Below are 18,304 nucleotides of genomic sequence, written 5' to 3'. Positions count from 1 at the left end.
GATAGCCGCGGTACCTGTGGGCAGCGAAGCTAGAGGGTGCGGCCCGCAGGCCGCACCGTGCCGGTTTCGGCCACTTGCGGTGTCGTGCCTCGCCCGGCGTCCGTGCCGGCTCGGCGACGGGCGGGTGGCGACGGGAGGGAGCAGGTGCGATGCGCCCTGGCCCTCACCGACGCCGCCCGCCCGGTCACCGGGACACCGCCGTGAACCGGTTGCCCGGCGGGCGACGGGACGCCGTGCGGCGTCCGCTGGTGCGCAAGGAGAAGGGTTGTGGCCGGCGTCGTGGGCCGCATCGCCCCACACGGGATCGCCCGCTGCTGAACAAGTGACTGCGGGCTGGCCGGTGGCTATGGAGAGACTTCGTCGAAGATTTCGTTGAGCAGGTGGTCGAGGTCGACGGCGGGGATCAGCTTGCCGAGTTCGCGGTGCACGATGTCGTCGAGGCTCTTGTCGTAGTCGGCACCGTAGGTGCGGCGGGCGACCGAGAGGTGGCCGAGCATGGCCTGGCGTGCGCCTTCAGGATCATGTTCTTTGATCGCGGTGAAGATGTCGTCGTGGAAGGGCACCCCTTCGCGGGCGACGTGCGGGTCGCTGAGGCTGCGGAGCATGAGTTCGAACGCGAGCCCTGATACCGAGGCGAACATCGCTTCGATGACCGGGTTGCGGGCCATGCGTGCGATCGCGGCGTGGAAGGCGATGTCGGCACGTGCCTTGTCCACGACGTTGGTGGCTTTGTCAAAGCGTTCGAGCGTGGCCAGCAGGCTCGCGATCTCCTCGTCGGTGGCCAGCCTGGCGGCGGCGGCGGCGGTCACCGACTCCACCATGATGCGCGCGTCGGTCAGTTCTCGGGGGGTGACCTGACGGCGGCGGAAGAAGGCGTCGAGCGATCGTGCGCCGTCGGTCGTCCTGGCCGCCCTGGCGAAGGTGCCCCGGCCCGCGATGACGTCGACGAGGCGACGCTCTTGCAGGCTGCGCAGCACTTCCCGGACGATTGGTCGGCTGACCGAGTAGGTCTCGGCGAGGATCCGCTCGGAGGGCAGCTTTTCTCCGGGTTTGAACCGTCCGGACAGCAGTTCCTGCTCGAGGTGCGCCTCGAGCGAAGCGCGGGGCGGGCGCGTCGTCATCGGCTCGCCGGAGCGGTGTCATCGGCGCTGGTCGGACCGGTCATGCCACAACTGTATCCGTCATGATTGTGCTGGACAACCTGGTCAAGCGGGGCCGCCTCGGCGGGGCGGTTCACCCGGCATTCGCGGTCGCGGCGCTCGGCTGCGGCGGTCCGTCGTCGGTGACGGAGGATCGGCTCGGCGCTGTCAGGCACCGTCCTTGCCGCCTGATCCGGGTGCTGGGGGCGGCCAGGACGTCCCGGCGCAGGCTGATCCCGTGTCCCGAAAGCACTGCCGGGGCCACGGTGCCGATGCGCACGGGTGGAATGCCGTCCACGATATCCCGCCACCATCCGTGGTAATAGGAGCGGGTGAACTCCTGGATCGGGTTGTCGGGCAGGTGCATCGCGAGATGCACCGAGGCGGCGAAGACGACCGGACCGCTGCAGTCGTGCAGGGTGAGTGGGCGTCCGGCGGCCTGCGCCGCGGGTATCAGGTCGAGGGCCTCGCTGATGCCGCCGACCCAGCCAAGGTCGACGATCGGCACGTCGATGCCGTCGGCGTCGAGCAGGTTGCGATGTGCGCGGGCACCGCCGAGCGTCTCACCACCCGCCAGGGGGATCGGAGATCCGGCGCGCAAGGTGCGCAGGCCCTTGAGGTCGTCGGGCCGTAGCGCGTCCTCCGCCCAGAAGGGCGCGAACTCGGCGATCGCGTCCAGGATCCGGCGCGCCGGATCGAGGTCCCACAGCGCGTGCAACTCGACCGCGATGTCGATCGCGTCACCGACTTCGGCGCGGATACGCCGGAGGGGCTCGCAGCCGGCGGCGAGCCCGGCCGCGTCGATGGAGCGGCCGGAGGTCTGCTCGGCGAGCTGGTCGAAGGGCCAGATCTTCATCGCGGTGATGCCCTGCGCGAGGAGATCCCGCGCCAGCTGCTCCGGCCGGTGGAGGAACGCGTCGAGGTCCTCATAGCGCTGCGACCGGCCGTCCGCGGCGGTCAAGCCCCAGTTCGACGACACCTGGCCGAATGTCTGGCGCATGTACAGCGGCCCGGCGCAGGTGTTGTAGACCCGCAGCGAGTCGCGGCGCCGGCCGAGCAGGTCGGCCAGCGGTACGCCCGCGTGCTGGGCGGCTATGTCCCACAGCGCGAGGTCGACGGCGCTGCGGGCGCGGGTTTCCGCGCCGCTGCCCGAGTACCCGACGTAGGCCGCTGTTCCACCCGCATGCCGGGCGATGTCCCGGGCGCTGTCACCGAGGGCCAGCCCGAGCAGGCGCGGCGCGAGCTCCTCGTGCACGACCGCTTCGGCCGCGCCCGCGCCGTAGTAGGTCTCGCCGAGACCCACCAGGCCGGTATCGGTCGACACGTGGACATACAGCAGGTTGGGCAGGTGCGGCAGGCGCACCGTCTCTAGGCCGATGATCTTCACAGTGCTCCATCGCTAGGCATGACCGGTAAGACCATATTGGCCGATGACGTAGCCGGTCAAGCGGCGCTGTCGACGGGGCGCGGCCGCAGGATGCCGTTCTCACCTTGGTTTTCGTGTCTTGACGACCCGAGGCTCCTCATGCATTGTGGTCTGACCGGTCTACCCGACGACAACGAGGTTTCCCCGCGATGACAAAAGTGTTGGTGCGACGCACTGTCGCCCGTACCGCTCGTGCCGCTTTGTGCAGTGTCGCGGTGGCCCTCGTCGCCGCCGCCTGCAGCCCGACCCCCGGATCGGACAACTCGACCGCGACGGCAGGTCCGATCTCGACCACCGTGCCCACCGGCCAGAAGATCACGCTGACCCTGACCGACTACGAGGCTGGCGGCACCGGCGACGCGATCGTCACGTTGATCAAGAACTTTCAGGCGCTGCATCCCAACGTCACGATCGAACGGCAGTACACCGCCTTCGCCGACTACGGCAAGAACATCAAGCTGGTGATGTCGTCGGACAAGGCCCCCGACATCGCCCAGGTCGGACAGGCCCACGTGATGATGGGCCCGCTGGTCAAGGGCAAGCTGATCCGCCCGCTGGACGACTACGCCGCCGCATACGGCTGGTCGGACCGGTTCGGGCCCGGGCTGCTCGACCAGCTCCGGTTCGAAGACGACGCGCGCAGCTTCGGCAGCGGCAAGCTCTACGGGGCGAGCGTGGGCGGCAACCTCGTCGGGGTCTACTACAACCGGGCGAAACTCAAGGCCCTCGGCGTGGAGCCCGACGCTATCGCCGACCTGACCGCGTTCACCGACACGCTGGCCAAGGCCAAGACGGCCGGTGAGCTCCCGATCCAGTTGGGCAACCTGGAAGCGTGGCCGGCCAACCATCTGCTGAGCGACCTCATCGCGCAGTACGACGATCTCGAGGCCGTGCGCAACTGGGTCTACGGCAAGGAGGGCGCGTCGCTCGACCGGCCGGGGGTCAAGCAGGCCGCCGCCACACTGCAGTCGTGGGTGTCCAACGGCTACGTCGCGCCGTCGGCGAACGGTACGGCCTACGACGACGGCGTCTCGAAGTTCATCAAGGGCGAGGGCGTGTTCATGGTGACCGGCAACTGGGTCCAAGCCCGCATCGATCAGGAGATGAAGGGCGCCGCCGGCTTCATGCTGCTGCCCCCCGCCAAAGCCGGCACCCCGGCGCGTGCCACCGGCGCGCTCACCTCACCATTCGCCGTGTCGACCAAGTCGAAGCATCCGGACGTGGCCGCGGCGTTCATCAACTACATGATCTCGCAGGAGGCGGCGCCGACGCTGTTCAAGGGCGGCTACCTACCCGCGCTCAACGGTGAATCGTCCACGGCTGGGGCTGGCACCGCGCAGGAAGGCAGCCTCGAGGGTTGGCGGAAGGTGACGCAGGCCGACGGGATGGCCCTCTATATGGACTGGGCCACCCCGTCCATGGGGGACACGCTGTTCTCGGAGGTCCAGAAGCTGCTTGGTGGCAAGCAGAGCGCGGACGGGCTGATCAAAGCGGTCCAGGGCGACTGGAACACCTTCACCGCGAAATGAGTCCACCCATGCGACGGCGGCAGCGGATCGCCTACCTGTACCTCCTGCCCGGCTTCCTGGTCTATCTGGCGTTCGTGCTGGTGCCCCTGGCGCACACCGTAGAACTGTCGTTCTTCGAATGGGACGGCATCTCCGTCGGCACGTGGGTGGGTTTGGACAACTACCGCCGGTTGCTCGGCGACGGCACGGTTCTGTCGTCGTTCGCGCACGCCGGAGTCTTTCTCGTCTTCACCTCCATCGTGCCGGTGATGCTCGGTCTCGTCCTTGCCGCGGCGCTGAGCCGCCACCGGCTGCGCGGGTTGGCGGTGTTCCGCACCGTGCTGTTCCTGCCGCAGGTCATCGCGATGGTGGTGGTCGGCGTCGCGTGGCGGTGGATGTACACCGACGACGGAGTGGTGAACCAGCTCCTGCACGCCGTCGGGCTGGGTTCGGTAAGCAGGGCCTGGCTCGGCGACTTCACCTGGGCGTTGCCCGCGGTCGGGCTGGTGGGCACCTGGGTGATGTACGGCCTGTGCATGGTGTTGTTTCTTGCGGGTGTTCAGAAAATCGACACGAGCCTGTACGAGGTGGCGCGCATCGACGGCGCCGGACCGATCCGGGAGTTCCTCCACGTGACACTGCCAGGGCTGCGCCAGGAGATCGCGGTGGCGCTGACCATCACCACCATCGCGGCGCTGCGGAACTTCGACCTGGTCTACGTGACCACCAACGGCGGGCCGGGCAACGCCACCACCGTGCCCGCCGTGGAGATCTACCGCTTGGGCTTCCGCGAGGGCGACGTCGGTCTGGCCTGCGCGGTCGCGGTCGTGCTCACCCTGCTCATCTTCACCGTGGTGTTCACCATCACCAGGCTGGCCCGGGAGGAACGATGAGCGTCCGTGCGGAACGGCTCGTCATCTACGTGATCCTGGTGATGTTCTGCGTGGCTGTCCTGTTGCCGTTCGTCAGCATCCTGACCGTCGCACTGCAAGCGCCCGGCAGCACCGTCACCGGCCTGGCGCTGCCGGACGAGCTCCATTTCGACAACTTCCGGCGCGCGTGGACCGTCGGCGGCTTCGGTTCGCTGATGGCCTCCAGCGCGATCGTCGCGGTCGTGGTGGTACCGACCGCGACCGCGCTGTCGATCCTGGCCGGGTACGCCTTCGGCACCATGCGGTTCCGGGGCTCGACCGGATTGTTCTACCTGCTGCTGATCGGCCTCGTCATGCCGTTCGAGGCGACCGTCGTGCCGCTCTACTACGACCTGCGGGCGCTGCACCTCACCGACACCTATTGGGCGCTCATCCTGCCCCAGATCGGTTTGTCGGTCGCGTTCGGCACGTTCTGGATGCGCGCGTTCTTCCTGTCATCACCGAAATCCCTGCTGGAGGCGGCGCAGCTGGACGGCGCGTCGACGTGGACCGCCCTGTGGCGGATCCTGTTGCCCACCGCCCGGCCGGCCGTCACCACCCTCGCGACGCTCTTCTTCCTGTGGAGCTGGAACGAGTTCCTGCTCGCCCTGGTGCTGATCCAGGATCCGGACCGCCGGACCGCGCCCGCAGGTCTGGGCCTGTTCGTCGGCGAACGGACGGTGGACGTCGCCGGCCTCTCCGCCGGGGCGCTGATCATCACTTTGCCGGTGATTGTGGTCTACCTGTTCCTCCAACGTGGTTTCATTCGCGGCATGCTCGAAGGATCGGTCAAAGGCTGATATGCGACCAACAACCACCAAGCCCGCCGCGCCCGCGCGTGTCATCGACTTCCGGTACGCGCCGAAACGCTCGTGGACCCTCATCGGCCGTCCGCTGGACCACCACAAGAGCCTGGTGCGGGAGGACGGCGCGCTGCTCTACGGCTTCCACCAAGCGCAGTTCGAGGCCTGGACCTTCGACCGGGTCATCGCCCTGCGGGCCCAGACCGACGACGACCCGGTCCACGTCGTACAACGGGTGGAGAGTCCCCGCCGGGCCATCGTTCACACCGTCGTCGAATACCCCCGTCAGACGCTGGAGCTCACCGCCTTCGCCGACCTCGACAGTGCCGGACGCCGCCGTGACATCGTGCTCTGGCAGATCGACGCGCACCCGGCGACCGGCGACCTGCTCACCGGCCTGCACATCGACATCCACGACCGAGTCGCCGTCGTCGCGCCGCCGGGAATCGCGCCGGCACACCGCGTCGTGGCGTTTGCGCCCGGCGCGGAGCCAGCCCTGCCGTTCTGGCCGGATGACACCACCGTCGACGACGACCCGGACACGCTTCCGACGGTGCTGACCTCTCGCCCACATCCGCTGTTGCGCGCCCACACCACCGGGTTCGTCCCCGCATCGGGCCTGGCGACTCCGGCCGCTGTCCTGCGCGGCGGTGAACGACTCAGCGGCGTCGTCGTCGTGCCGTGCGAGGACGGCGCCGACGGGGAGGTCGACGAGGCCACGGCTCGCGCCGCGCTGGACCGGTCCCGGCAGGACTGGGATCAGCAGGAGTTGTTCTGGCACCCCGTACACGTGCCAGACCCGGCGGTCATGGACGTCCTCACCGGCTGCGCGCGTAACCTGCTGCAGGCCGCCGAAGAGGTCGACGGGCTGCCCGTGCTGCAGGTCGGGCCGGCCGTCTACCGCGGCATGTGGGTCGCCGACGGGCATTTCATCCTGGAGGCGGCCCGGTATCTCGGCTGGGACCACTTCGCCGACGCAGGCATCGACGTACTGCTCAAGCGGGTCAAAGCCGACGGCTCCATCACCGCGCTGCAAGTCGCACCACACGTCAAAGAGACCGCCATCGCGGTGATGACCCTCGTACGCCAGCACGAACTGCGCGGCGACGACCACGCGCTACGTCGGCTCTGGCCGATCGTCCGGCGCGCCTGCCAGCACCTCGCCGAACTGCATCGTAGTGCCGAGGATCTCCCGGATGGGCACCCGCTGGCCGGGCTGATGCCGATCGCGTTCGCCGACGGCGGAGTCGCCGGCCAGCGCGCCGAACTCACCACTACCGTGTGGACGCTCGCGGGGCTGCGCTCGGCAGCCACCGCCGGTGACCGTCTCGCACTCGACGGCGCCGCCGAGATCCGCGCCCTGTACGACCGGATGCGCGATCGGTTCGTCGAGCGCGCCCGACAGCTGCGCACGACCACCGGTGAAGGGACGCCCTACCTGCCGATGTTTCCGCCACCAGCAGGCACCCACCATTTCCTGCCCGACATCCCCGACGCGGCCGTCACGCGGGCGCACCGGATCCAGCCCGAGTCGGCGACGTGGGCGCTGTGCCAGGCGATCTGGCCCGGCGAGATCCTGCCACCGGACGCCTCGATCGTGCGGGATCTGCTCGGTCTGCTCGACGCCCGCGACGACGCCGAGGGCATCCCGCTCACCACCGGGTGGTTGCCCTTCCGCGCGGTCTGGAGCTACTCCGCCTCCTTCGCCGCCCACGCCTGGCTGTACGCCGGCCGTGGTGACAAGGCTGTCGACTACCTGTACGCGATGGCCAACCACGCCACCGCCGCGTACGTCTGGCGTGAAGAACACTCCGAGACCGGCACCGGCCACGGGCAGATCTGCGGCGACATGCCGCACAACTGGGCCTCCGCCGAGTTCATCCGCCTGGTCCGGCACCTGCTGCTCATGGAGGTCGGGGAGACCGTCCGCGTACTGCCCGGGGTGCCCGCCGAATGGACGCGACCCGGCGACCGGCTACAGGCCTCGCGGACACCGACCAGGTTCGGTCCGGTCGACCTCGACGGCGTCGTCGACGACGACGGGTCGCTGCACCTCGACCTCGACATCCCCGCCGCCGGTCGAGCACCGACCGCGGTGACGCTGCACCTGCCGGCACCGTTCGCAGCCATACGAGTCGACGGGGCGCCGGCTGCTCGCGACGACACCGGCGGTATCGCGCTGCCGACGTCCGGCCGGATCCGCGTCACCGCGAAGCGGCAGTCATGACCGCGCCGATCGCTGTGGTCACCGGCGGCGCCGGCGACATCGGACGAGCCATCGCGGCGCACCTGCGGCTGGCCGGACACCGCGTCCACGTGCTGGATCTGCCCGACACCGACCACGGTCACCTCGGCTCACCCGACGATGGCCTGGAACCGTGCGTCTTCGAAGCCGTCGACGTGACCGACCGCGCGGCGGTCGACGCCGTCTTCCAACGGCTCCCGGCACCAGACGTCGTCATCGCGGCGGCCGGGATCGTCCACTCCGCGCCCTTCCTCGACATCACCGCCCACCAGTGGCAACGCCACCTCGACGTCAACCTCACCGGAGCGTTCCACGTCGGCCAGGCCGCCGCCCGTCGCATGGTCCACGCCGCACGCCCCGGCAGCATCACCATGATCACGTCATGGGTCGGTGTCCAGCCGTGGCCCGAGATCGCCGCCTACTCGGTCTCCAAAGCCGGCCTGCTCATGCTCACCCGGGCGATGGCCGCTGAACTGGCCCGGCACCGGATCCGGGTCAACGCGCTCTCACCCGGCATCGTCGCCGCCGGCATGGCCCGCCGCCAGCTCGAAACCGAACCCGAGTACGCCGCCCGCGCCAGCACCGCGGTGCCACTCGGACGGCTCCAGACCGCCGACGAGGTCGCTCGGATCGCCGCCTGGCTCAGCTCCGACGCCGCCGCATACCTCACCGGCTCAGTCATCCTCGCCGATGGCGGCGCTTCCCTCCGCGTCGTCGACGCCTAACGGCACCTCGCATTGTCCACTGTGGCCACCGCGTCACCATGTCAGCAGAACACCAAACATCGGCTCATCTCTCTGCGAAACCCCTCTCGGAAAGGTCTACCCTGATGTCGCAGTCCCCCTGGATGGTGCCCCGTCGTCATTTCCTCGCCCTGGGTGGGATCGCCGCGGGTTCGGCGGTTCTGGCCGCTGAGCCGGCCGCGGCGAGGTCGAACGGCTCGCTCACTTTGCCGGGCTATGTGTTCACGTTGGGTGTCGCGTCCGGGGATCCGACGCCGGACGGTGTGGTGCTCTGGACCCGGCTGGCACCGGACCCGTTGGCCCCCGACGGGCTTGCGGGCATGCCGGGCCGGACGGTGTACGTGTCGTGGGAGATGGCGGAGGACGAGGGCTTTCGCCGGGTCGTGCGTCGCGGTGTCGAACGCGCCACGCCCGGGTGGGGGCACTCGGTGCACGCCGAGGTGCGTGGCCTGCGTCCGGACCGGGTGTACTGGTACCGGTTCCGGATCGGCGGCCAGGTCAGCCCGACCGGTCGTACCCGTACCGCGGCCCGCCCCGGGGTCAGGCTGCGCTCGTTGAGCGTCGCGTTCGCCAGTTGCCAGAACTATCCCGAGGGCTACTTCACCGCGTATCAGCACTTGGCGGCTGAGGACGTGGATCTGGTCGTGCATCTGGGTGACTACATCTATGAGGGCACCGGGGTCGGCACGATCGGGCGGGCGCATCTGCCGGTCACCGAAACGTTTTCGCTGGCCGATTACCGGATCCGGTACACGCAGTACAAACTCGATCCGGCGTTGCGGGCGGCGCACGCGGCCGCGCCGTGGGTGGTTGCCCCGGACGACCACGACGTGGAGAACAACTGGGCCGGTGACCATTCCCAGCCGGACACCGAGCCGGACCAGGACCCTGCCGTGTTCCGGCTGCGGCGGGCCGCCGCCTACCAGGCCTATTACGAGAATCTGCCGCTGCGCAGGTCGTCGATGCCACACGGCCCGGAGATGCAGGTGTACCGGCGGCTGCGGTTCGGTGACCTGCTGCAACTGGATGTGCTGGACACCCGGCGGTTCCGGGACCGGCTGCTGACCGATCCGGCGCTGCGCTGGGACCCGAACCGGCAGATGCTCGGCGCCGAGCAGGAGGCGTGGCTGCTGGCCGGGCTCGGCGCGTCCACCGCGCGGTGGAACATGTTGGGTAATCAGGTCTTCGCCATGGAAGCCGACCACACCGACGGTCCGGGACAACGGTTCGGCATGGATCCCTGGGACGGGTACGCCGCCGCCCGCCAACGGCTTTTCGACGGTGTGGTGGCCCGGGGCGTGGACAACTTCCTCATGATCACCGGTGATGCGCACCGCAGCGTGGCCGCCGACCTGAAGCTGGACTTCGCCGACCCGAACTCGCGCACCGTCGGTACCGAGTTCCTCGGCACCTCGATCAGCTCCGGCGGCAACGGGATCGACATGGACGCTCTCGGCGTGACCTGGCTGGCCGAGAACCCGCACATGAAATTCCACAACGCCCAACGCGGATACCAGGTATGCCACCTCGGCCGCGACCAGATGCGCACCGACTACCGCGTCGTACCGTTCGTCAACGCGCCCGGCGCCCCAGTCGCGACCCGGGCCAGCGTCCACGTCGAGAGCGGCCGACCCGGGATCGCACACGTCACCCTCCCATGATCAAGGCGTCCCGGTAGTCGTCATAGCGACTTCAGGGATGCGGCCGGGGCCGGTGATGCTCGCCAGCGTCCGGGGTGACCCGGCGAGAGGCCAGGTGGCCACGTTCAGCCTCGTCCGGCTGCGTAGGGGCAACCGGTTGAGGCTGGCCGGGCAGCCCCCGCATCGGCGATTACGTGCAGGTCGGGGGTAGCGGGCGGTCCGGGCACAGGGCCGCGGCCCGACCTGGGGTGGTCGGGCCGCGGCGCTTTGGGTGGCTGGGGCTAGTCGGCGGAGTCCGCGGATGCGCCGGAGTCGGCCGAGCCGGCAGAGCTGCCGGAGTCGGCGCCGCCGCGGTGGCGGGGGGCCGGGGAGTCGGCCGAGTCGTCGCCGGCCGGCTTGGGCTTGGCCTGGGTCGGCTTCTTCGGCGGGTTCGGAGAGTCGACCGCTGACGCGTTCGGGCTGTCAGCCGACTCTGGTGACCCGTCGACGGCGGTGCCGCCCACCTTGCTGCCGGCCGGCGCGTCCGCGGGCGAGTTGGCGGAGTCGAACGGGGAGGCGTGCGGACTGTCCGCTGATTCGGCGGAGTCGTCCATGGCGGTGTCGTCGTGTCCGGTATCGACGTGGATGGGGTGGACCTTGTCGTGCAGGTCGATGCCGTCGCTGGCGACGGCGGCGCCGCCGAGCCCGGCGATGAGGGCGGCGGCGCCGGCGCCGGCCACCGCAACCCGCCACGGTCGGTTGATCCTCATGATCGATGTCCCTTTCTTCAACTGTTGGGTGCTACCTACGACGGTCGGCCACCGGGATGAGGTGGGCTTGAGCTGGCGGTGAGAGCTCTCTCATGGGCGGTTCAGGGTGCTGGCGCTATCCAGCCACGCGGCGGCGAGGTCGAGCCGGTTGCGGGTGGCGGCCGGCCAGCCGGTCTGCTGTACCCGGTGGGGGCCGGTGGCTAGGGAAAGCACCACGGCGGCGGTGCGGCGGCGCAGGTCGGCGGGGTCTGCGTGCCGTTCGAACTCCGCCAGGTAGGCGGCACCGACCCGGTTGATGGCGGCGGCGTTTTGCCGGTCGAGGTGGGCCAGGATGGATAGGTGGCCGAGCAGGCAGGCCAGGTCGTCGGCGTGCTGGCCAGGGCCGGCGGTATCGACATCGAGCAGCCCAGTGATGCGGTCGCGGGTGATCAGGAGTTGGTTCTCGTACAGGTCGCCGTGCACGGCGGTTACCGGGCCGGGCGCCTGCTGCGCGGCTAGCTGTTCGGCGAGGTCGGTGGCTTGGCCAGCGCGGTCGGGCAACGCCGCGGCTAGGATCGCCGCGTAGTGGATGGCCTGGTCGGGCCACGAGGCACGTGGCGGCCCGTCGGCGAGCTCGTCTGGCAGCCGGTCGAGTAACGCCAGGATCTGTCTGGCGGGCGGTGGATTGGTGCCGCCGTGCTGGAGGATGTGGCGCAGGGTGCGGCCGGGCAACGCCTGCAGGACCAGAAGCCCGTCCAGGGTGTGGCCGAGGCTGGGCGGAGCCGGCACACCCGCGTTGGTCAGGAGCCGATGCCGCTGGTGCAATTTTTGGACCCGGCCAGGGCGCACGATCTTGAGGAACAGCCTTGCCCGGCTCGTGGTGGCCTCGATGACGGCCCGGCGGCCGGGCCGGTAGCCGCGTACCCGCAACTGGACCGGGCCGCTACCGTATCCGAACTCATCCAGCAAGCGGCCGACCGCGGCCGGGTCGCAAGCGGCGGGCAGCCCGGGCAAGCGCGGGTCGTGCGGGAACCGCCACAACCCCACCCGGGTTGATCCATCCTCCACCACCAGCGTCCCGTCCGGGGTGTGACCGGTGGTCGCGGCGAACCGTTCCGTACTGGTGCCTCCGTCGGGCCAGCGGACCCGGGCCTGATAGCCGGCCGTGCAGCCGCGGCCGGGCTGCGGGTCGACCTGCGTAACGCGGATCGAGAGCAACCTGCCACCGGAGGGCTGCAGCGCCGCGCGCAGCAGGCTGGTGGCGTCCGGCCCGGTCAGCAGTTCAAGATCTTGGTCCAGGGCCAGCTCTGGGCAGCCCGCATTGCCGGGCTCGGCGGCCCGCGCATGGGTGACGGTCATGCCATCGAGGGTGGGTGCCGGCGGTGAGCCACGGATGAACCGACGATGAGAGCACTCTTAGACCCGCCCGCGCCGCCGGTACGGTGGGCCGACGCCGGCCTTCGGAGTTGGGGAGCGCACCTGTGCCAGCTCGGCCTCGAGTGTGCCGGTGGCCTGCTCGACGGCGGCCGTGTCCCGTTGCAGCCGCTCAAGGTGAGCTGTCGCGGCGAGCAGGGTGGTATTAGGTGGTGAGGCGGTAGCCGACGCCGCGGACGGTGTGGATCAGGTCGGTGCCGAGTTTGCGGCGCAGGTAGCCGATGTACACGTCGACGATGTTGGAGCCTGGGTCGTGCGCCAGACCCCACACTCGGTCCAGAAGCTGCTCGCGGGACAGGACCTGGCCGGGGTGGCGTAGCAGGGTTTCGGCGAGCAGGAACTCGCGGGCGGTCAGCTCTACGGGCCGGCCGTTGACGGTGGCGACCCGTCGCACCAGGTCCAGTTGGAGGTTGCCGGTCTGCAGCGTGGTGGGGGTGTCGTGGCCGTGTTCGCGTAGCCGGGCGCGGATGCGGGCGAGCAGTTCATCGAAGCTGAAGGGTTTGGTCATGTAGTCGTCGGCGCCCAGGTCGAGGCCGGTGACCCGGTCCGGAACGGCGTCGCGGGCGGTCAACACGATCACCGGCAGCTTTTCGCCGCGAGCGCGGATCTGCGCCAGTGCGGCCAGGCCGTCCTGCCCGGGCAGGCCCAGATCGAGGATGAGCAGGTCGAAATCGCCGGAGCGGGCGCCGGCGGCGACGTCGACGCCGTTGGTCACCACCGTGGCGGTGTATCCGGCCGCCCGCAGGCCCTTGGTCAGAAACGACGCGATCCGCGGTTCGTCCTCGGCGATCAGGACCCGGTTCATAACGGCACCCCTGGCTGCGGTGGTTGTGGGTCGGCAGGCAGGACGAGGGTGAAGGTGGAGCCCGCGCCCGGGATGCTGTCCACCGCCACGGTGCCACGGTGCGCGTAAGCGATCGCGGCCACGATCGCCAGCCCCAGACCACTGCCCTCGGCCCGCTGGCGGCCGTGCTCGCCGCGGGCGAACCGGTCGAAAATCCGCTGCCGGTCCTCAAACTCGATACCGACCCCGGTGTCCTTCACCGCCAGCAGTACCCGCCCGTCGGCTTGGTGGGCGGAAAGCTCGATCTGGTCGGTCGGTTCGGTCGTGTACTGGACCGCGTTCTGCGCCAGCTGCGTCAACGCCTGGGTCAACCGCTGCCGGTCAGCCCACACGGTGATCTGCTCGACCGGTCCGAGGCGCCAGTCCCGGTCACCCAACGCCAGGGCCTTGGCGTAGACGTCGTGCAACAGATCAGCCACGTCGAGGAGTTCGGGCTGCAGGAAGTCGGGCTGTTCGGCCTTGGCCAGCATGAGCAGGTCGTCGACCAGGCGGTTCATCCGGTCCAGTTCGTCAGTGACCAGGGCGATGGTGTCGCTGCGTTCGGCCGGGTCGTCGCCCATCACCTCAAGGTGGCCGCGCACGATGGTGATCGGGGTGCGTAATTCGTGGCCGGCGTCGGATAGGAACGCCCGCTGCGCGGCGAACGCCCGTTCCAGGCGGCCGACCATGGCGTTGAACGTGGCGGCCAGGTCGGCGACTTCGTCGGTTCCGGTGACCGGGATGCGCCCGGACAGGTCGGTCTCCTCAATCGCCCGGGCGGTGTCGGTGACCGTCCGCAACGGCCGGAGCGCCCGGCCCATGGCCAGGTAACCGCCCGCAGCGACCACGACCAGCACGAGCAAGCAGGCCAGGGTCATGAGCCGGACAGCGCGGTCGATCTCTGCGCGGCGTTCGGCGCCGAACTCGGCAACCACCACATGCCCGCGCACCGCCCCGTCGATCACCAGCGGTACGGCCAGCCACCGGGCCGACCCAGCCGGGGTGTCCGAAATCTGCCCGTAGACGCTGTCCGTCAGACCGGTCCACCGGCCCACCAAAGCCACATCGCCGGTCAGGTCGTACGGCATGTCGGCGGTTGCCCGGTAGAAGATCCCGTCGACGAAGACCAGGACGGCCTCACCGGTCTGCGGCTCGTTGCGCAGCAGGTAGGTGTCGGCGATCGCACGCAAGTCGGTGCCAAACGGCCGTCCGGTGGCCGGATCCTGACCGCCGACCAGGCGCCGGAATTCGCCCACCTCTTGCCGCATGTCGGTGGTGATCCGATTCTCCAGCTGGTTGAGCAGCACCTGGCGGATCACCACCACCGACGACAGGCTCGCGACCGCCAACAAGACCAGGGCCCAGCCCAGCAGTCGCAGCCGCAGCCCCAACGCCGGCCGCCACCACCGCCGGGCGGGCGGTTCATGGCGCGGCTCAGTCGTCGTCGTCCCCGTCGTCGTCCCCGTCGTCGTCGTCCCCGTCGTCGTCCCCGTCGTCGTCCCCGTCGTCGTCGTCCCCGTCGTCGGCATCGCCATCGTCGGCGTCGTCATCGCCGGAACCGGGCCGGCCGCCGCCGTTGTCGTCGGTATCTGCGCTGTTGTTGGATCGGTCGCCGGCGTCGTCATCATCGTCGCCTCCGCTCGGGGCCGGTGTCGCCGGTTCAGCCTCATTGTCATCCCCGTCCCCGATTCGATCATCGCCCGTGTTGGCTGCCGGGGCGGGAATCTGGATCACCGGCACCGGATCGGGCGGCAGCAGCGCCGGCGCCCCGACCCCCGCAAGTAGGGCCACGAACGCCACCACACCCAGTCCGGTGGCCACCTTCTGCGCGCTCCACGCCACACTCACACCGGTCAGCCTGCCTGCCCAACCCTCACCGGCAGGTGAGTGGGGGATGAGAGTCTTCTCATCAACCGATGCGATGACCCCAACCAATGCGTACCGCCACGCCAGCCCTCCGGGTCCTCCGGCCAGCCGGACCGCGTCGACGGCGACCTGCCGTATCGCGCTCGTGTTTGTCTGGTGTGGCGGCTTCTGCCGTGGTTCGCGACCGCAGCGCGGCGGTCATGGACGGTCCAAATCTGACCAGCCCTCGCCGTTCGAAGTGGGAGTGCGGTGGCCCTCGCGGGTGCCAGACTAGCCTCGTGGTATCTGCCGGTCCGGCGTGGGAAGCGGCTGCCTTGCTCGATCGGGGTCGGTACGCGGATGCGCTCAGCGCGGCGCTTGCGGTTGCCCCGGACGGCGCGGGATGTGCGGCAGCTCGGGCGGCTTTGTAACGCGGTCGGAACGGCGGATGTGAGACTGGGCGCCGTGAGTGGTGTGGTGCTCGAGGCGGTGCTGGAACGTGTCACCTTCGCCAGTGAGGAGACCGGGTACACGATCGCGCGGGTGGCCACCGGTCGCGGTGGTGACCTGTTGACGGTCGTGGGTGCGCTGCTGGGTGTGCAGCCGGGGGAGAGTCTGCGGCTGGTGGGGCGGTGGACGTCGCATCCGCAGTACGGGCGGCAGTTTCAGGTCGACTCGTTCACCACGGTGCTGCCGGCCACGATCCAGGGCATCGAGCGCTACCTCGGGTCCGGGTTGATCAAGGGGATCGGGCCGAAGATGGCCGCCCGGATCGTGGAGCACTTCGGCGTCGACACCTTGGAGGTGATCGAGGGGGAGCCGGGCCGGCTGGCGGAGGTGCCGGGGCTCGGGCCGAAGCGCACCAGGATGATCGCCGACGCGTGGGAGGAGCAGAAGGCGATCAAGGAGGTGATGGTCTTCCTCCAGGGCGTCGGCGTGTCGACGTCGCTGGCGGTGCGGATCTACAAGAAGTACGGCGACGCGTCGATCTCGGTCGTCCGCAACGAGCCGTACCGGCTCGCGTCGGACGTGTGGGGCATCGGTTTCAAGACCGCCGACACCATCGCCCAGGCGGTCGGCATCCCGCACGACAGCCCGCAGCGGGTCCAGGCCGGCATCCAGTACACGTTGTCGGAGGCGGCCGACGGCGGGCACTGCTACCTGCCGGAGCCGAACCTGCTCACGGACGCGGCCGAGATCCTCGGCGTACCCGCTGAGCTGGTGCGTCAGTGCCTGGAGGAACTGGCCGGCGAGGAAGGCGTGGTGCGCCACGCCGTGCCGAACCCGACCAACGAGGGCGGCACGATCCCGGCGGTGTATCTGGTGCCGTTCGACCGGGCGGAGGCCAGCTTGGCGGGCAGCCTGCTGCGGCTGCTGGAGGGGCGCGATGACCGGATGCCGGCGTTCGCGACCGTCGACTGGGCCAAAGCCCTGGCGTGGCTGCGGGCCCGCACCGGCGCCGACCTGGCGCCCGAGCAGGAGCAGGCGGTGCGGCTGGCGCTGACCGCGAAGGTGGCGGTGCTGACCGGCGGACCGGGCTGCGGCAAGTCATTCACCGTCAAATCGATCATCACCCTCGCCGCGGCTAAGCGGGCGAAGATCGTCCTCGCGGCACCGACCGGTCGGGCCGCGAAACGGATGACCGAGCTGACCGGCCACCCCGCTGCCACCGTGCACCGCCTGCTGCAACTGCGCCCGGGCGGCGACCCGACGCACGATCGGGACAACCCGATCGACGCGGACCTGGTCGTGGTGGACGAGGCGTCCATGCTCGACCTGATCCTGGCCAACAAGCTCATCAAGGCGATACCGAGGGGCGCGCACCTGCTGCTGGTCGGCGACGTGGACCAGCTGCCGTCGGTCGGCGCGGGGGAGGTGCTGCGCGACGTGCTCGCCGCCGAGCGCATCCCGCGGGTACGCCTGACGAAGATCTTCCGCCAGGCGCAGGAGTCGGGTGTGGTGGTCAACGCCCACCGGATCAACGCCGGCCAGCCGCCCGAACTCAAGGCGTACCCGGACTTCTTCCACTTCCCGGTCGACGAACCGGAGGCGGCCGCGGAGCTGGTCGTCGACGTGGTGGCCCGGCGCATCCCGCGCAAGTTCGGCATCCGGCCGCGCGAGATCCAGGTGCTCACGCCGATGCACCGCGGGCCGGCCGGTGCCGGCAACCTCAACCTCGCGCTGCAACAGGCCCTCGCACCGCAGCGGGAGGGCGCTCCGGAGCGGCGGCACGGCGCCCGCGTGTTCCGGATCGGCGACAAGGTCATCCAGATCCGCAACAACTACGACAAGGGCCAGGCCGGCGTCTTCAACGGCACCGTCGGCGTCGTCACTGCCCTGTCCGGCGAGGACCGGCAGCTCGTCGTGCGCACCGACGAGGACGAGGACATCGAGTACGACTTCGACGAGCTCGACGAACTCCAGCACGCGTACGCGATCACCGTGCACCGCTCGCAGGGTTCGGAATACCCGGCCGTGGTGGTGCCGGTGACCATGAGCTCGTACATGATGCTGCAACGCAACCTGCTCTACACGGCAGTCACCCGCGCCAAGAAGCTGGTCGTGCTGGTCGGCTCCCGCAAGGCCCTCGCCATCGCGGTACGCACCGCCGGCACCGGCCGCCGTCACACCGCCCTCACCCACCGGCTCACCAACACGACCGCCACAGCGCGATCATGAACAGGTGCGTTCCACCCGGCTGCGCCGGCAACGCACCCCGGCAGAACGGTGCGGCTCCGGTGTGCGGGCCTGGCCTTCCCAGGCCCCTGCAGCGGGCAGCCATCGCTATCGCGACATCGCGGATGGCACGCGCTCGACTTACTCGGCTTCGCCTACCTCATTCCCGGCCGCGGCGGATGGATCCTGCTCGACAACTTGCACGTCGATCCAGCACACACCGGCGGCGGTATCGGACGCCGCCTGCTGCGGCACGCCTTCACCTGGGCGGCCATCACCCATCCTGACCAACCTGTTTATCTATCTGGAATCTCGACGATGGGAGTGTAAAAAGATCGGTGTAACTCCTGATCAAGGAGAGAGCACCTGATGACGATCACGAC

The 18,304-nt window shown here is 69.7% G+C and carries 15 protein-coding genes; 8 read left to right on the top strand and 7 right to left on the bottom strand.

Going from position 1 to position 18,304, the window contains the following annotated elements; all coding sequences use genetic code 11:
- Positions 1-344 precede the first annotated feature (344 nt).
- Both V6V89_RS34980 and V6V89_RS34975 read right to left on the bottom strand, forming a co-directional pair.
- Positions 345-1,121, bottom strand: coding sequence for a FadR/GntR family transcriptional regulator (locus tag V6V89_RS34980; protein WP_334623882.1), 777 nt, complete (start codon positions 1,119-1,121; stop codon positions 345-347).
- Between the two features lie 112 nt (positions 1,122-1,233).
- Positions 1,234-2,526 (bottom strand): mandelate racemase/muconate lactonizing enzyme family protein, encoded by a 1,293-nt coding sequence (locus V6V89_RS34975; protein ID WP_334623881.1) that lies wholly within the window; start codon positions 2,524-2,526, stop codon positions 1,234-1,236.
- Between the two features lie 254 nt (positions 2,527-2,780).
- Here V6V89_RS34975 and V6V89_RS34970 point away from each other — a divergent pair, with 254 nt between their 5' ends.
- The 6 genes from V6V89_RS34970 (at position 2,781) to V6V89_RS34945 (ending at position 10,436) form a co-directional block, all read left to right on the top strand.
- A complete protein-coding gene (locus V6V89_RS34970) occupies positions 2,781-4,094 on the top strand; it encodes an ABC transporter substrate-binding protein (RefSeq protein WP_334623880.1) in 1,314 nt (437 codons plus the stop codon).
- Positions 4,095-4,102: 8 nt separating this feature from the next.
- Positions 4,103-4,966: a carbohydrate ABC transporter permease gene (locus V6V89_RS34965; protein ID WP_334623879.1), complete on the top strand. Its 864-nt coding sequence runs from the start codon at positions 4,103-4,105 to the stop codon at positions 4,964-4,966.
- Positions 4,963-5,784, top strand: a complete 822-nt coding sequence (locus V6V89_RS34960; protein ID WP_334623877.1) for a carbohydrate ABC transporter permease — start codon at positions 4,963-4,965, stop codon at positions 5,782-5,784. Before V6V89_RS34965 ends, V6V89_RS34960 begins: the two co-directional genes overlap by 4 nt.
- A 1-nt stretch (position 5,785) precedes the next feature.
- Positions 5,786-8,014 carry a hypothetical protein gene (locus V6V89_RS34955; RefSeq protein ID WP_334623875.1) on the top strand — a complete coding sequence of 743 codons (2,229 nt, stop codon included), beginning with the start codon at positions 5,786-5,788 and terminating at the stop codon, positions 8,012-8,014.
- Positions 8,011-8,757: an SDR family NAD(P)-dependent oxidoreductase gene (locus V6V89_RS34950; protein WP_334623874.1), complete on the top strand. Its 747-nt coding sequence runs from the start codon at positions 8,011-8,013 to the stop codon at positions 8,755-8,757. Before V6V89_RS34955 ends, V6V89_RS34950 begins: the two co-directional genes overlap by 4 nt.
- Before the next feature lie 104 nt (positions 8,758-8,861).
- Complete coding sequence (locus V6V89_RS34945) at positions 8,862-10,436, top strand: alkaline phosphatase D family protein (RefSeq protein ID WP_334623873.1); 1,575 nt, start codon at positions 8,862-8,864, stop codon at positions 10,434-10,436.
- Between the two features lie 260 nt (positions 10,437-10,696).
- Here the strand turns inward: V6V89_RS34945 and V6V89_RS34940 are convergent, their stop codons facing one another.
- The 5 genes from V6V89_RS34940 to V6V89_RS34920 all read right to left on the bottom strand — a co-directional run bounded on the left by V6V89_RS34940 (position 10,697) and on the right by V6V89_RS34920 (position 15,335).
- A complete protein-coding gene (locus V6V89_RS34940; protein WP_334623872.1) occupies positions 10,697-11,164 on the bottom strand; it encodes a hypothetical protein in 468 nt (155 codons plus the stop codon).
- A 90-nt stretch (positions 11,165-11,254) separates the two neighbouring features.
- Positions 11,255-12,502, bottom strand: a complete 1,248-nt coding sequence (locus tag V6V89_RS34935) for a hypothetical protein (protein ID WP_334623870.1) — start codon at positions 12,500-12,502, stop codon at positions 11,255-11,257.
- 220 nt (positions 12,503-12,722) lie between these two features.
- Positions 12,723-13,382, bottom strand: coding sequence for a response regulator transcription factor (locus V6V89_RS34930; protein ID WP_334623868.1), 660 nt, complete (start codon positions 13,380-13,382; stop codon positions 12,723-12,725).
- Positions 13,379-14,791 (bottom strand): sensor histidine kinase, encoded by a 1,413-nt coding sequence (locus tag V6V89_RS34925; protein ID WP_334623866.1) that lies wholly within the window; start codon positions 14,789-14,791, stop codon positions 13,379-13,381. Before V6V89_RS34925 ends, V6V89_RS34930 begins: the two co-directional genes overlap by 4 nt.
- 43 nt (positions 14,792-14,834) lie before the next feature.
- The gene (locus V6V89_RS34920; RefSeq protein ID WP_334623865.1) at positions 14,835-15,335 is read right to left on the bottom strand and encodes a hypothetical protein; all 501 of its coding nucleotides are present in this window, start codon (positions 15,333-15,335) and stop codon (positions 14,835-14,837) included.
- 375 nt (positions 15,336-15,710) lie between these two features.
- Here V6V89_RS34920 and recD2 point away from each other — a divergent pair, with 375 nt between their 5' ends.
- A complete protein-coding gene (gene recD2, locus V6V89_RS34915; protein WP_334623863.1) occupies positions 15,711-17,924 on the top strand; it encodes an SF1B family DNA helicase RecD2 in 2,214 nt (737 codons plus the stop codon).
- Positions 17,925-17,972: 48 nt separating this feature from the next.
- The gene (locus V6V89_RS41965) at positions 17,973-18,251 is read left to right on the top strand and encodes a GNAT family N-acetyltransferase (protein WP_442935286.1); all 279 of its coding nucleotides are present in this window, start codon (positions 17,973-17,975) and stop codon (positions 18,249-18,251) included.
- The last annotated feature ends 53 nt before the right edge of the window (positions 18,252-18,304 follow it).

The sequence above is a fragment of the Micromonospora sp. CPCC 206061 genome, assembly GCF_036906915.1.
Lineage (GTDB): Bacteria > Actinomycetota > Actinomycetes > Mycobacteriales > Micromonosporaceae > Phytohabitans.
Note: the sequence above shows the minus strand (reverse complement) of the source record. Positions and strands in the feature narration are given on the sequence as shown.

What these genes read in the sequence shown, in the direction of transcription:
- V6V89_RS34980 (WP_334623882.1), bottom strand. Translation starts at nt 1,121, where the DNA reads ATGACGACGCGCCCGCCCCGCGCTTCGCTCGAGGCGCACCTCGAGCAG.
- V6V89_RS34960 (WP_334623877.1), top strand. Translation starts at nt 4,963, where the DNA reads ATGAGCGTCCGTGCGGAACGGCTCGTCATCTACGTGATCCTGGTGATG.
- V6V89_RS34930 (WP_334623868.1), bottom strand. Translation starts at nt 13,382, where the DNA reads ATGAACCGGGTCCTGATCGCCGAGGACGAACCGCGGATCGCGTCGTTT.
- V6V89_RS34965 (WP_334623879.1), top strand. Translation starts at nt 4,103, where the DNA reads ATGCGACGGCGGCAGCGGATCGCCTACCTGTACCTCCTGCCCGGCTTC.
- V6V89_RS34950 (WP_334623874.1), top strand. Translation starts at nt 8,011, where the DNA reads ATGACCGCGCCGATCGCTGTGGTCACCGGCGGCGCCGGCGACATCGGA.
- V6V89_RS34955 (WP_334623875.1), top strand. Translation starts at nt 5,786, where the DNA reads ATGCGACCAACAACCACCAAGCCCGCCGCGCCCGCGCGTGTCATCGAC.
- V6V89_RS34945 (WP_334623873.1), top strand. Translation starts at nt 8,862, where the DNA reads ATGTCGCAGTCCCCCTGGATGGTGCCCCGTCGTCATTTCCTCGCCCTG.
- V6V89_RS34935 (WP_334623870.1), bottom strand. Translation starts at nt 12,502, where the DNA reads ATGACCGTCACCCATGCGCGGGCCGCCGAGCCCGGCAATGCGGGCTGC.
- V6V89_RS34940 (WP_334623872.1), bottom strand. Translation starts at nt 11,164, where the DNA reads ATGAGGATCAACCGACCGTGGCGGGTTGCGGTGGCCGGCGCCGGCGCC.